At 64.4% G+C, this 13,242-nt stretch carries 12 protein-coding genes; 2 read left to right on the forward strand and 10 right to left on the reverse strand.

The genetic code is table 11. From position 1 onward, the window contains the following. Window positions 1-7: 7 nt before the first annotated feature. From BG57_RS08670 to pxpB, 9 genes are all read right to left on the reverse strand, one after another. Entirely contained in the window at window positions 8-2,209 is a 2,202-nt protein-coding gene (locus BG57_RS08670) for a polysaccharide biosynthesis tyrosine autokinase (RefSeq protein ID WP_035962286.1), read from the reverse strand. Then, a complete protein-coding gene (locus BG57_RS08675; RefSeq protein ID WP_035962287.1) occupies window positions 2,206-2,643 on the reverse strand; it encodes an arsenate reductase/protein-tyrosine-phosphatase family protein in 438 nt (145 codons plus the stop codon). Before BG57_RS08675 ends, BG57_RS08670 begins: the two co-directional genes overlap by 4 nt. Continuing rightward, window positions 2,640-3,818, reverse strand: a complete 1,179-nt coding sequence (locus tag BG57_RS08680) for a polysaccharide biosynthesis/export family protein (protein ID WP_081850855.1) — start codon at window positions 3,816-3,818, stop codon at window positions 2,640-2,642. The genes BG57_RS08675 and BG57_RS08680 overlap by 4 nt, the downstream gene beginning before the upstream one ends. Before the next feature lie 15 nt (window positions 3,819-3,833). Beyond that, window positions 3,834-5,168 carry an undecaprenyl-phosphate glucose phosphotransferase gene (locus BG57_RS08685; protein WP_160174719.1) on the reverse strand — a complete coding sequence of 445 codons (1,335 nt, stop codon included), beginning with the start codon at window positions 5,166-5,168 and terminating at the stop codon, window positions 3,834-3,836. Between the two features lie 470 nt (window positions 5,169-5,638). After that, window positions 5,639-6,595, reverse strand: a complete 957-nt coding sequence (locus BG57_RS08690; RefSeq protein ID WP_035962289.1) for a DUF979 domain-containing protein — start codon at window positions 6,593-6,595, stop codon at window positions 5,639-5,641. Next, complete coding sequence (locus BG57_RS08695; protein WP_035962291.1) at window positions 6,592-7,311, reverse strand: DUF969 domain-containing protein; 720 nt, start codon at window positions 7,309-7,311, stop codon at window positions 6,592-6,594. The genes BG57_RS08690 and BG57_RS08695 overlap by 4 nt, the downstream gene beginning before the upstream one ends. A 128-nt stretch (window positions 7,312-7,439) precedes the next feature. After that, window positions 7,440-8,186, reverse strand: a complete 747-nt coding sequence (gene pxpA / locus BG57_RS08700; protein ID WP_035962293.1) for a 5-oxoprolinase subunit PxpA — start codon at window positions 8,184-8,186, stop codon at window positions 7,440-7,442. 33 nt (window positions 8,187-8,219) lie between these two features. Then, window positions 8,220-9,251, reverse strand: coding sequence for a 5-oxoprolinase subunit C family protein (locus tag BG57_RS08705; protein ID WP_035962295.1), 1,032 nt, complete (start codon window positions 9,249-9,251; stop codon window positions 8,220-8,222). Beyond that, entirely contained in the window at window positions 9,248-9,901 is a 654-nt protein-coding gene (gene pxpB / locus BG57_RS08710; RefSeq protein WP_035962436.1) for a 5-oxoprolinase subunit PxpB, read from the reverse strand. Before pxpB ends, BG57_RS08705 begins: the two co-directional genes overlap by 4 nt. Window positions 9,902-10,074: 173 nt before the next feature. On the opposite strand from pxpB, the gene BG57_RS08715 reads away from it, so the two are divergent. Beyond that, window positions 10,075-10,587: a winged helix DNA-binding protein gene (locus tag BG57_RS08715; RefSeq protein WP_035962437.1), complete on the forward strand. Its 513-nt coding sequence runs from the start codon at window positions 10,075-10,077 to the stop codon at window positions 10,585-10,587. Between the two features lie 13 nt (window positions 10,588-10,600). Here BG57_RS08715 and BG57_RS08720 read toward each other — a convergent pair whose 3' ends face one another. Continuing rightward, window positions 10,601-11,227 carry a 5-formyltetrahydrofolate cyclo-ligase gene (locus BG57_RS08720; protein ID WP_035962439.1) on the reverse strand — a complete coding sequence of 209 codons (627 nt, stop codon included), beginning with the start codon at window positions 11,225-11,227 and terminating at the stop codon, window positions 10,601-10,603. Between the two features lie 8 nt (window positions 11,228-11,235). On the opposite strand from BG57_RS08720, the gene BG57_RS08725 reads away from it, so the two are divergent. Then, window positions 11,236-13,203 (forward strand): lytic transglycosylase domain-containing protein, encoded by a 1,968-nt coding sequence (locus BG57_RS08725; protein WP_035962296.1) that lies wholly within the window; start codon window positions 11,236-11,238, stop codon window positions 13,201-13,203. Window positions 13,204-13,242 lie beyond the last annotated feature (39 nt).

A 13,242-nucleotide genomic window follows, 5' to 3' on the forward strand; every position in this document is an offset into this window, starting at 1 on the left:
CGGCCGATCAACTGCCCGTGGCGGCATATTGCGAATACGCCCCATACGCCGTGCCGCTCGCCGGCGTATCCGTGAGCAACGCTCCGTGCAGCGGCACGCCCGCGTTTGCGAGTTGGCGCGTGGTTTCGCGAAGTTCAGCCGCGGTGTGACGTCCATGCCGCACGACCAGCAACGACGCATCGACGTGCCTGCCGATCAGCCCGGCATCGGTCACAGCGAGCACAGGTGGCGAGTCGATAATCACGTAGTCGTAGCGCTCGCGCAGACGCTTCAGAACACTCGCGAGCCGTTCATTCATCAGTAGTTCCGATGGCCGATCGGGCATCCCCCCGCCGGTAATGACGTCGAGACCCGGAAGCACGTTGCGGTTAATCACTGCATCCGGTTCCGCGTCACGAAGCAGATTCGAGAAACCCGGTTCCCGCTTCAGCCCGAGCACGCCGCTCAAGTTGCCGCGACGCATGTCGCCGTCGATCAACAGCACGCGAGCGCCGCCCGCCGCGATCACCGCCGCGAGATTGACCGAGATAAACGATTTGCCGATCCCCGGCCGCGCGCCGGTGACCATGACGATCATGTTCCGCTGCTTGAGCACGCCGAACTGAAGCGCCGTGCGCAAGCTGCGCAGACCTTCGACAGCGACGTCGTTCGGGGCGAGCGCGGCCAGCACTCGATGTTTCGACGAACCACGCCGGCGCGAAGCGGCAAGTGCCGCCTCGCGTGGCGAGTGGGAGATGATCGCGAGCACAGGAAGGTCGATCGCGCTTTCGATCTCGGCAGGCGTTTCCAGCCCGCGATTGAACATGCGTCGACCGAGCGCGAGGGAGCAGCCCGCCACGAGACCGAGCAGGACCGAAAGCACCAAAGCCAGCGCCTTTTTCGGTGCAACCGGCTTCTCCGGCGTCACCGCATAGTCGACCGTCCGTACATTGCCCAGTTGACCGGCCTTGAGCACGCTCAATTGCTGCGTGCTGTTCAGCAGACTCGTATACAGGTCGTTGCTGACTTTCACATCGCGCAAGAGCCGCACCGCGTCCTGCTGAACAGACGGCAGCGCGCTGATTCGATGATCGAAATCGCCCGACTGCCGCTTCAATTCGCCAATGCTTGCATCGATGGCCACCACTTCCGGATGGTGCGCGGTATAGCGCTGCACGAGCTCAGCGCGCTTCTGTTCCAGTTCGACGATCTTCGACCGGTTTTCGACCGCCGATTGAAGCAGCAACTTGCTCTGTTCTTCTAGGTCCACCGCGCCGTTTTTGGCACGGAACGCGTTGTAGCGTGCTTCGGCGCGATCGAGATCGGCGCGCAGTTGCGGCAACTGATCGGCCAGGAACGCGAGCATCTGTTGCGCCTGCGCGGATTTCCGGTCGACGTTGCGCTGCACGTACAGCGCGGCGATGGCGTTGACGGTCGTCGCCGTCAGTTCGGCATCCTTTCCATCGAGCGACATGCCGACGATGCCCGACTGCTTCGTCTTCTCCGCGATCTTCAGCGCATCTTGAAGATCGGCGATGGTCTGCTGTGTCGAGAAGCGCTTCAGATCGAAGCGAGTACCGGAGCGCGCAAGCAGCGACCTGACGGTCAACGTGACGCCGCCCGCGCTTGCTGTCTCGCCCACGCGTCCGCGCAGTATGGTGTCGCCGTCCGGCGACACCAGTTCGTATCGTTCGCCGTCTCGAGCGATCAGCGTGAAGGTCTTCTCGTACTGCGTCGAAGGCACAGTGAACTCAGATACGCCGATGCGCTCGCCGCCCCACGCGAAGCTGCCAAGACCGAAGGCCGCGCTCGCCAGTCCGCTGCCGGCTGTGTAGCGCACATACGGCGCGCCGACGATAGGAACGTAATGCGGACGCGCATCGATGTCGAGATGGAGTCGATTGACTGCGTCGCCCACCACGTTGCGCGAACGCATCAACTCGATTTCTGCGTCCGCGCTCGCCTTGTTTTGAAACAGCGCCGCGAGGTCGCCCAGCTTGTCGTTCAGCGAGCCGGCGCCGCTGTCGTCATCGACCTGGATGAGCACGTCGGCGCGATAGGTCGGCGCCCAGAGGAACGCATAGAGCGAGCCGATCGACAGCGCGCAGGCCGTCGCGATTGCAATGAGCTTCCGGTTCTCGCGAAGCACTGTGAGCACTTCCGAAAGAGAAATCTCGTCGTTGTCGGGCGTGGAGCGCGACTGATTGGGAGGTTGCTGCATATCTTTCATTGCGGCTCGTTCAGCCTGTGAGTCCATTGCGAGATGCCGTATCGAATCTGGGCGAAGGCGAGTTCGGACACGGTTCGATGGCGTCGATACGGGTCCATGACGTCCGCTTTGTCCTGTTCGCAAAGGCGAAATACCTTGCCGCGCGCCGATGGAAACGCGGCCTTCACCCAGTCGCACTGGGCCAGTGTCATGGTGAGAATCAGATCGGCGTCGCGCACGAGCGACGCGTCGAGTTGCCTCGCGACGTGCGAATCGAGCGCAATACCGTGTGCTTGCGCGAGTTCGCCGATGACCGCGTCCACAGGCGCGCCAACGAGCGCAGCCGTCCCCGCCGACGTCACCTCGACATCCGCAAGCTCATGCGCCAGCAACGCCGCCGCAACCGGACTCCGGCACACATTCCCCTCGCACACCATCAGCACGGAGCGGATCATTTCGCGATCACTCCCGCCGTAAGCCCCGTGCTGATCAGCGGCATCAACAGGCTTATCACGCGGTTGAAGCGCACGAGCCCATTGCCGTCGACATAAACGATGTCCTTCGGCTGCAGATCGAAATCCTTCGCGACGAGCATCGCGACCGGCGACCGGCTGTCGAGATGGAAGACTTCGGGCTTGCCGTCGCGCGAGCGGATGACGAACATCTGCGCGGTGTCCGCCGTGTTCGCATTCACACTGCCCACTTGCGACAGCGCATCCGCGAGCGACAGCGTGCCGTCGCGTCGCGGCACCGCCGAACCGGGCTTGCTGACTTCGCCCATCACGTAGACGCCCTTGTCCTCGCGCGAGGTCACGCGCAGCACGTCGCCCGCCTTGAGAAACAGCTTCGACGGATCGACGCCCTGCGCCAGCATCCGCGTCACATCGAGCCGATGCGGCACGCCATTGCGCACGAGCACGACATCGCTCTGATCGGCGCTGTCGGAGAAGCCGCCCGCGTGCGCGATCGCGTCGTAGAAATTGAGCGGCACATCCGTCAACGAGAACGCACCGGGCGACCGGACTTCGCCATCGACATAAACCTGACGCGAACGGTACGACGCCATGCGAACCGTCACCTGCGGGTTCACGAAATAGCGGGACAGCGCGGAAGTCAGCCGCTCGCGGATTTGTTGCGTGCCGAGGCCCGCCACGTTGAGACTGCCCGCGTAGGGGAAAGCGAGCTTGCCGCTTTGATCGACGACGAAACCCGCCGCCGGATCGCCCGGCTTCGACGGCCCCTGCGTCTGCGTGGAGCCGACGGCCTGCGCAAGCTCGGGGTGATCCCACACGACGATCTGCAAGACATCGCCCGGGCCGACCGTATAAGGTTGCGGCGCGGCGAACAACTGGCGCGTCTGCGCGTCCTGCCAGGCACTGCGCTTCTCCGCGAGGCTTCTCACGGTCGCGAGATCCAGCTCGGTGATCGGAATCTCGGGCGTCGCGGCCGTCGGCGCAACGGAGGACGTGCTGGTCTGCACGCCATCGTTCGTGTTCGGCCCGGTGAGCATCTGAAAGCCCGGTGCGGCCGCGCAGGCGCTCAGGAGTCCTGTCAGCGCGATCGCAGCGCCAAGCCGCGGAGTGGAAGCGCGCCGCATTGCGTCGCAGGCGCGTTCAATCGAAAACTTCATGGATGACCCTGCGCTTCAATAAGCGTTGTGATGAACGAAGCCCCGCACGATCGTCGCGAAGAGGATGCGTACATCAAAGGCCAACGACCAATTGCTGAGATAGAACAAATCGTGCTCGACGCGCTTTTGCATCTTCTCGATGGAATCCGTTTCGCCGCGCAGCCCGTTCACCTGCGCCCAGCCCGTGATGCCCGGCTTGATGCGATAGCGATGGATATAGCCGTCGACGATTTCCTGATACACCGCGTCATGCTCGATGGCATGCGGACGCGGCCCCACCACCGACATGTCGCCGCGCAGCACGTTGAGGAATTGCGGCAGTTCGTCGAGACTCGTGCGGCGCAACAGCGCGCCAAGGGGCGTGATCCGCGCATCGCCGCGCGTGGCCTGCTCGACCACGCCGTCGCCCGGCGCGTGAACGTGCATCGTGCGGAATTTGAAAATCTGAAAGGGCTCGCCCTTCGCTCCGTGGCGCCACTGCTTGAACATCACCGGACCCGGCGACGAGCACTTCACCGCAAGCGCAATGAGCAGGAACAACGGCGAGAGCGAGATCAGCGCGCACGTCGCGAAAGCACAGTCGAAAATCGCCTTGACGGCCAGCGCGCGATCCGTGAGCGGCGCTGCGACGAGATTGACGGCGAATGCAGCGTCGACGTCGGCGGCGTCGTTGCGAAAACGCGCGTGCTTGCCGACATCCGGAAGAAAGCGGATGTTCAGCAAGTCATTGCGGAAGATGTCGAGGAAGCGCAGAAGCGTCGCTTCATCGGTCAGCGGAAGCGCGAGCCATAGTTCGTCGATACGCTGCTCTCGCACGTAGGCGACGAACGGCTCCATGTGGCAAAAGAGCCGGAAGCCGTCGGTGTTCGCCGTCGCTGCTTCGTTCAGATCGAACCGTGCGTCGATGCGATACACGGAATCGCGCCTGGCGAGAAAGCGCTGCATGAACGCATCGCAATGATCGCCGCGTCCGACGAGGGCAACCGAGCGCGTTCGAGCACGTCGGGCGCGAATCATTCGGACGACGAAGCGGCACCCTGTCACACCCGCGAAGGTCGACGACGACCAGCAGGCGAACCATATGAGCGATGGCTGAAACTCGCGATGCATCGACATTGCGGCGAAGGTCGCGAGGGCTTCGCAAAGCGTCCACGCGAGCGCCGGCCCGAGAATGCCGGCGACAGTCCCGCTGCACTGCTGACTGCGCACGGATTGGCCCGCCCAGGCGAGCAACACGGCGAACGCCGCGGCGGCGCTCACATAGCCGGCCTCGAAGGACGCGCCGAACACGCGATACGCAAAAAGCGCGCTTCCGAGAGCGACGAACGCTTCGCATAGACGCAGCGGCACGTCGCGGCCAGAAGGCCGCTCCAACAACAGAGAATATCTCGACAATCGCATGACCCGACCGACGGTGATACCGGGGCACCGAACCGCCGCCGGATAAAGGCAGCAGTCCACCGGACCATCGGCTATTCGACCTGAATATGAGGTCGCCATACTCGTGCTGCGAGACTGTTGTGCTCGCATGCCGGTCAGCGACTCCCTTTTGTAAGGCGGCGCAGTTCACCTGCGTCACCACCCGAAAGGGGCGAAGTCTCCGTTAAGCACCGGCATGCAGGAATCGGAGAGGTCTGAATTCAAGAGGCGCAGAAAAGCGCGCGGACGACGAGAGGAGAGATGAGGCGGGAGGCGGCGTGTGCGGTCACGCGAGGGCAGGGGTGACGCATCGCCATGTCGCGGCGGCGCGCGATGTAGGACAAATCGTGCAGGAACGGCGCGTGCAAACTTGTCGACACGCGCCGCTCGTTAATGCAGCTTCAGAGGAACATCAGCCAGTTCAACAGGAAGATATTCACGACCAGCAACGTCAGCGCAGTCGGCACCTGCACCTTGATGACCGCGTTCTTGTCGGGTAATTCGAGCAGCGCCGCCGGCACGATGTTGAAGTTCGCCGCCATCGGCGTCATCAGCGTGCCGCAGTAGCCGGAGAACATGCCGATCGCGACCATCGTCGCCGGATTGCCGTGAAAGACGCCAACGAGAATCGGCACGCCGACGCCGCCCGTCATCACCGGGAACGCGGCGAAGCCGTTGCCCATCACCATCGTGAACAGCGCCATGCCGATGCAGTACACCGCCACCGCGACGAGCCTGTAATCGAGATTCACGTAAGCCGTCGTCACGTGCGCGACCGCCTTGCCGACGCCCGCGTCGGAGAACACGAGCCCGAGCATGCCGAGCATCTGCGGCAGCACGGCGGCCCACGACAGCGCATCGATCAGGCGGCGCGCTTCACGCATCGACTGGCCGACGGTATCGCGCGTCATCACGCACGCGACCGCCAGCGCGATCACACAGCCGATGCCGAAGCCGATCAGCGTCACGTTCTTCAACTCGATGAGCGGCCTGCCGCCGAACACGAGATGACTCGCCCCGAGCGTCAGGATGACGGTGACGACGGGAATCGTCAGCGCGGGCACGAAGAGCTTGTTGCCGAGACGCATGGCGCTCTGGCGGCGCGTTTCATCGGAGAGCATCTTCGGCTTCGCGCCGGTGACGCCGCCGAGACCCGCGATCAGCGCCATCGCCACGACCAGCACGCCGACGACCGATGGCGGCAGCAAGTCGCCGATGAGAAAAATCAGCGCATACACGAGCCAGAACACGCCCGTTGTCAGCCGGCGCGGATGCGACTTGTCGGTGAGGATCATGCCCGCGACGACCACGAGCACGATGCCGACCAGATAGAAGAGATAGTTGATCGTCAGCGTCATGCTTTTTCTCCGGCGACGTTGCGGGTGAGCGCATCGAGTTCGCGCGTCAGTTGACGGTCGAGCAGCCAGAGGCGAAAGCCATGAATCAGGAACGCGCAGATGGCGGTCGGGATGCCCCAGACGGCCACGTGCATCGGCTCGACGATAATGCCCGCTTCCTTCAGGAACGTGACCATCAGCACGATCGCGCCGAACGCCACGAAGATGTCCTCGCCGAAGAACAGCCCGACGTTATCGGTCGCGGCCGAGTACGCGCGCAGCTTGTAGCGCACGGCGTCGGACAGCTTGCCGTAGCGCGCTTCCGTCGCGCCTTCCGCCATCGGGGCGAGCAGCGGCCGCACCATCTGCGGATGACCGCCGAGGCCCGTCAGGCCGACCGCCGCCGTCAGTTCGCGCACCAGCAAATAGACGATCAGCAGACGCCCGGCCGTCGCCGCGCGAATGCCCGAGATCCAGATTTGCGCGCGTTCGCGCAGCCCGTGCCGCTCCAGCAAGCCGATCACCGCAAGCGGCAACAGGATGATGAGCGGGATATTGCGCGTCTTCAGAAAGCCGGTGCCGATGGCGCTCAGAATGCGCTCGGGCGGGAAGTGCGCCGCGAATCCGGTGATGATCGCGGCTGCCGCGACGATCAGCATCGGATTGAAGCGCAGCACGAAGCCCACGATGATGACGGCCACGCCGATGAGCGGCCATAAACTGACTGGGGTTGCCATGAGATCTCCAAACGAACATGGATGAAAACACCGCGCCTCGAACCGGGCGCGTGGTGACTGCGCGGCTCTCGTGGCCGCTTGCTAAAACGCCCCGGCGGTGCGGGGCGTTCAGTGCTCGGTTACGTCGCTCAGGCGGCGCGGGCGGCGCGCACGCCAATGCCGGCGACAGCCAGTGCGCCGCGAATGCGCCGTGCGAACGCGAGCGCGTGTTCGCCATCGCCATGCAGGCAGATGGTCTGCGCATTCAACGGCACCCATTCGCCCGATACGGCCTGCACGCGCTGCTCGCGCACCATCGACAGCGTGCGGTCGAGCACGGCGTCTTCGTCGTCGAGCAATGCGCCCGGCTCCTTGCGCGGCACGAGCGAACCATCGGCGCGATAGCCGCGATCCGCGAACACTTCTTCGATTGCGCCGAGCCCCGCGCGCTTCGCGGCATCGACGAGACCGCTGTTCGCGAGGCCGAAGATCAGCAGCGTCGGATCGAAGTCGCGCACGGCGGCGACGATGGCATCGGCGATTTGCGGCGTTTTCGCCGCCTGGTTGTACAGCGCGCCGTGCGGCTTCACGTGCGCGATGCGCCCGCCTTCCGCTTTCGCGATCGCAGCGAGCGCGCCGAGCTGATACAGCACGCCCGCGTAGATCTCTTCGGGCGGCAGGTCCATTTCCTTGCGGCCGAAGTTCTCGGGATCGTTGAAGCTCGGGTGCGCGCCGATCGCCACGCCTTTCGCCACCGCCCAGCGCACGCAGTCGCGCATCGCGGTGGCGCCGCCCGCATGCCAGCCGCACGCGATGTTCGCGGAACTCACGAGGTCGAGCAGCGCTTCGTCCGAGCCGCAGCCTTCGCCGAGGTCGGCGTTGAGATCGATTTCCATGTTAGTCGTCGATGTAGTCGTTGGGTTTGTCTGTTATCGCGCGATGCGTTCTTCGTGCATCGCGATGGCTGTTTCCACCTGTTTTACATACTGCCGTTCTTCAGCAAGCGCGTGGCGCGCTTCCTCCACCGATGTCTCGATGAAGCGCACGCCTCCGTTCAGCCGCGCCTGCGCGAGCTTCCACAAGTCCGCGCGAATGACTGCGCCGATCTTCGGATAGCCGCCCGTGGTCTGGGCATCGCCCATCAGGATGATCGGCTGTCCGTTCGGCGGCACCTGAATCGTGCCGGGCAAGACCGCGTGTGACAGCAGTTCGGTCTTGTCGCGACGCTCGAGCGCCGTGCCCGCGAGCCGGAAACCCATGCGGTTGCTGTTCGGCGTGATCGTCCATTCCTCGTTCCAGAAGTCGTCGTGAGCCTTGTCGCTGAAGCTCGCATATTCCGGACCGCGCAGCACGCGGATCGGCGCGGCCCACGCGAGGCCGGGCGCGTGGCGGCCGCGGCGCAGGGGTTCATCGACGAGAACGAACTTGCACCACGCGGGCGCCTTGACGCCGAAAGCGGGTTCCTCCGGCGAAAACGCGATGCCCTTGTGCGGCTGCGGCACGCCTGCCGGCAAGCGGTCGCCGTCACGCAACGCGCGCCCGCCGAGCCCGCCGAAGCACGCGCCGAGGTCGGTGCTGCGCGAGCCGAGCATCGGCAGGACGTCGATGCCGCCCGCGATGCACACGTAGCCGCGCATGCCGCGCTTCGCCGCGCGCAGCGTCAGTTCCTGGCCCGCGCGCACCGGAAGGCTCCACCACGAATAGACCGGCACGTCGTCGAGCGTCGCGCCGAAGTCGGTGCCCGTGATGGCGATGCGCGTCGCGCGCTTGAAGCGCAGCACCGTCGGCCCGAACGTCACCTCGATGCCCGCCGCATCCGGCCGGTTGCCGACGAGTCGATTGCCGATTTCGAGCGACAGCGCATCCAGCGCACCGCCCGAACTGACGCCGAGATGGCGGTATCCGTGGCGGCCGAGATCCTGCACCGTGGACAGCACGCCTGCGCGAATCACGTCGATCATGCGCGCACCTCCAGCGCCGTGAAGCGCACGCGGTCGCCGGGCTGCATCAGCGTCGGCGGATTGCGCGACGGATCGAAAAGCCTGAGTTCGGTGCGGCCGAGCAGTTGCCATCCGCCCGGCGATGCAGCCGGATAGATGCCCGTCTGCGCCCCGCCGATACCCACCGATCCGGCCGGCACTTCGAGGCGCGGCTCGCGGCGGCGCGGCATGTGCAACGCGGGATCGAGCCCGCCGAGATACGCGAAGCCCGGCTGAAAGCCCAGGAAGAACACGATGTATTCCGCTTCGGTGTGACGCTTCACGACTTCATCGATGGACAGGCCCGCGTGCTTCGCCAGTTCCGCGAGATCGGGGCCGTCCTCGCCGCCGTAGCGCACCGGAATCTCGATCGTGCTGCCGGGCGCATCGGCGCTGCCGGCGGCGTCCCATCCGGCTTCGAGTTGCGCGGCGAGGCTTTCATAGTCGGCGTCGAGCGGATCGAAGACGATCGTCAGATTGTTCATGCCGGGCACGACTTCGACGACATGCGGCATCAGGCGCGCACGCTCGGCGAGCGCCCAGATGCGTCGCTGGCAGTCGATCGTGGCGGGCGGCGCGGCTTCGCAAACAAGCGCGCAGTCGCCCAGCGGATGAATTCGTGGTGGTGTCATGGCTTCCAGTCTTGCGTCGGCACGGAGGGCGGAGAACGCGTTTCTCTTCGCCGCACCGTGCACACGATGTTACATTGTCAATAAATTATCAAGAAGTTATCAATACGCGTTTGTCTGGAGTGTGGCGCAAGCGGGTTCCGCTAGACTCCGGTTCAACTCAAATGGTCATTGCCATGTCGCGTCATCCTGCCAAGATCGTGTCGTCTGAGCACCTCGTCTCCGAAACCAGCGCGGAACTTTCCGAGTTCGAATATGCGCTCATCATGGCGAGCAATGCGTTCAATCGATGGATGGTGCGCTGCATGTCCGCAGCCGGCGCGAAAGACATGACGGCGGTGGAAGTGTCGCTGCTGCATCACGTGAATCATCGGGATCGCAAGAAGAAGCTCGCGGATATCTGCTTCGTGCTGAATATAGAGGACACGCACGTCGCGACTTATGCGCTGAAAAAGCTCGTGGCGCGCGGCTACGTGGCGAGCGAAAAGGCCGGCAAGGAAGTGTTCTTTTCCGCGACGCCGGCGGGGCGTGAGCTGTGCGGGAAGTATCGCGAAGTGCGCGAGAGCTGCCTGATCTCGGCGCTGCGCGAAAGCGGATTGACCAATGAACAGATCGGCGAGGCCGCGCAATTGATGCGCAACGCATCCGGCCTCTACGACACCGCCGCGCGCGCGGCGGCATCGCTTTGAACGAGGCCGGCCATCAGTAAAGCGCCGCTTCGGTGACGATTGCATCGAGCGGCATATCGTGCAGTTCGCGCGGCAACGCATCGAGCTTGCCCGCTTCGTACGCAATGCCTATCGTGACCGGCTTGCGCGCGGCCGGCCAGGCGGCGAGCGTGCGGTCGTAATAGCCGCCGCCATAGCCCAGCCGATAACGGTCCGCATCGAAACCGACGCACGGCACCAGCAACAATTCCGGCACCACGACATGCTCTTCCTCGGGCACGGGAATTCGATAACGGCCGGCCTTCATCGGCGAGTCTGCGCGCCAGGCGTGAAAGGCCATCGGCGCGTGAGGCTGCACGACGACGGGCAACGCAGCCTCGCGTGCATCGCCGGCATTGCCCGATGCGAGCCAGTCGGTCAACACGACGCGGGCATCGAACTCACCGGCCACCGGCCAATAAAAGCCGATGCATCTGACCGGGCGTGCTTCGAGCAACGCGCGAAGCCGCTCGCCGAGCGCGGCATCGGCGAGCGCCCGCGACGGCTCTTCCTGCTGCGCTTCGCGCCTTGCCAGCAGCGTCGCGCGCAAGGTGCTTTTGGGTTCCGCGCAAACGTTGCGTGCTATGCTTTGGACCGATCTTTGGACCACCTCGCGCTCCAGTAATAACGATGTCAAAACGCCTCAACCGAGTATATCTTGCGGCCGGCTACGCCCTTGCCGCCGCTACGCTGGTCGCATGCGGAACGGCCACCGCCGTCCCGCCGGACGCGGACTTTTCTCCGTCCTCCGACGATCGCATTTTCATGCAATTGCGCGAGGCGTCACGTGCGAACGATGCGGGCCGCGCCGCTTTGCTCGCCTCGCAGATTCCGAACTATCCGGCGCCTGGCTATATCGACTATTTCACGATCAAGCCGCAGCTTTTCGATGCGCAAGGCCACGCGCGCCCCGACGCGCCCGATGCACCCGTGCTCTCGTTCCTGCAGCGTTACGACGGTCAGGCCATTGCCGACCGCATGCGCAACGACTATCTCGTCGTGCTCGGCGGCCGTCACGACTGGCGCAATTTCCAGGAGCAGTATTCCCGTTTCGTGCTCAACGACGACACGCAGGTCAAATGCTATGCGCTCGAAGCGCGCATGTCGCGCGGCGAGAATGTCGCGGATGCGGCGCGCGCACTGCTCGTCGATCCGAAATCGTACGGCGACGGCTGCGTCGATCTGATCGCTGCGCTCGCGGAGTCCGGCCAGTTCACGAGCGACGACATCTGGCAGCAAATCCGCCTCGCCTATGAGCAGAACTACACGACGACCGGCGCGAATATCGTCGATGCGCTCGGTCAGGAAAGGCCGAAGCCCGAACTGCTCGATAACGCCGTCAACAAGCCGCCGCTTTATCTGGCGCGCGGCGTCATGCCGAACACGCCGGCGCATCAACTGACGCTGCTCGCCGTCACGCGCCTCGCGCGCAACGATCCGGCGATGGCCGCCGCCACGTTCAGTTCCGTCGCGCCGAGCCTGACGGCCGCCGAGCGCGCCGTGGGCTGGGGCACCATCGGCTATCAGGCGGCGCTGAAGCGCATGCCGGCGGCGGCGGACTGGTATCGGCTGTCGGCGAATGCGCAGTTGTCGAATCCGGCGTATGAATGGCGCACGCGCAGTGCGCTGCTTGCCGGCGACTGGAACATGGTGCGCTGGTCGGTCGAGCAAATGCCGCCGACGCTGCGCAGCCAGCCTTCGTGGACCTACTGGCACGCGCGCGCCGTCAAGCAGGCCGGCGATACCGCCACGGCGAATCAGGAATTTCAGAGCATCGCGGATCAATACAACTTCTATGGCCAGCTCGCGCTCGAAGAGCTGGGGCAGAAGATCACGCTGCCGCCGCGCACGACCGTATCGGATGCGGAAATCGCGCAGATGCAGTCGGTGCCGGGCTTCGCGCTGTCGCAGCGTTTCTACGCGCTCAATCTGCGGCTCGAAGGCAATCGCGAATGGAACTGGCCGCTGCGCACGATGACCGACCGGCAACTGATCGCCGCTGCGCAGTACGCGAAGCGCATCGAACTGTTCGACCGCACCGTCAACACCGCCGACAAGACGAAGAGCGAACATGATTTCTCGCTGCGCTATCTGTCGCCGTTCCGCGAGATCGTGGAGCGCGATGCGCAGAACACCGGGCTCGATATCGAATGGGCGTACGGGCTGATTCGGCAGGAGTCGCGCTTCATCATCAACGCGCGGTCGGAAGTCGGCGCGGGCGGCTTGATGCAACTGATGCCCGGCACGGCGCAACTCGTCGCGAAGAAAATCGGTCTCGGGCCGGTGTCGCGCGCGCAGATGAACGACATCAACACGAACATCCTGCTCGGCACGAATTACCTGTCGATGATCTACAATCAATTCGACAACTCGCCCGTGCTCGCCACCGCTGGCTATAACGCCGGTCCCGGACGGCCGAAGCAATGGCGGCAGGATTTGCGGGCGCCCGTCGAGGGCGCGGTTTTTGCTGAAACCATTCCGTTTTCCGAAACGCGCGATTACGTGAAGAACGTGCTGTCGAACACCGTGTATTACGCCGCGTTGTTCGAAGGCCGTCCGCAATCGCTGAAGGCGCGGCTGGGTTATATCGCGCCGTAAGCGCATTCACACGACGCCGCGCGTTCCGACACGCGCGGC

Origin of the sequence: Caballeronia grimmiae (genome assembly GCF_000698555.1) — a bacterium.
Lineage (GTDB): Bacteria > Pseudomonadota > Gammaproteobacteria > Burkholderiales > Burkholderiaceae > Caballeronia > Caballeronia grimmiae.

Coding starts and splice junctions, on each gene's coding strand:
- BG57_RS08670 (WP_035962286.1), bottom strand. CDS start 2,209: ATGAAAGATATGCAGCAACCTCCCAATCAGTCGCGCTCCACGCCCGAC.
- BG57_RS08705 (WP_035962295.1), bottom strand. CDS start 9,251: ATGATCGACGTGATTCGCGCAGGCGTGCTGTCCACGGTGCAGGATCTC.
- BG57_RS08695 (WP_035962291.1), bottom strand. CDS start 7,311: ATGGCAACCCCAGTCAGTTTATGGCCGCTCATCGGCGTGGCCGTCATC.
- BG57_RS08690 (WP_035962289.1), bottom strand. CDS start 6,595: ATGACGCTGACGATCAACTATCTCTTCTATCTGGTCGGCATCGTGCTC.
- BG57_RS08725 (WP_035962296.1), top strand. CDS start 11,236: ATGTCAAAACGCCTCAACCGAGTATATCTTGCGGCCGGCTACGCCCTT.
- BG57_RS08680 (WP_081850855.1), bottom strand. CDS start 3,818: ATGAAGTTTTCGATTGAACGCGCCTGCGACGCAATGCGGCGCGCTTCC.
- pxpA (WP_035962293.1), bottom strand. CDS start 8,186: ATGGAAATCGATCTCAACGCCGACCTCGGCGAAGGCTGCGGCTCGGAC.
- BG57_RS08715 (WP_035962437.1), top strand. CDS start 10,075: ATGTCGCGTCATCCTGCCAAGATCGTGTCGTCTGAGCACCTCGTCTCC.
- pxpB (WP_035962436.1), bottom strand. CDS start 9,901: ATGACACCACCACGAATTCATCCGCTGGGCGACTGCGCGCTTGTTTGC.
- BG57_RS08675 (WP_035962287.1), bottom strand. CDS start 2,643: ATGATCCGCTCCGTGCTGATGGTGTGCGAGGGGAATGTGTGCCGGAGT.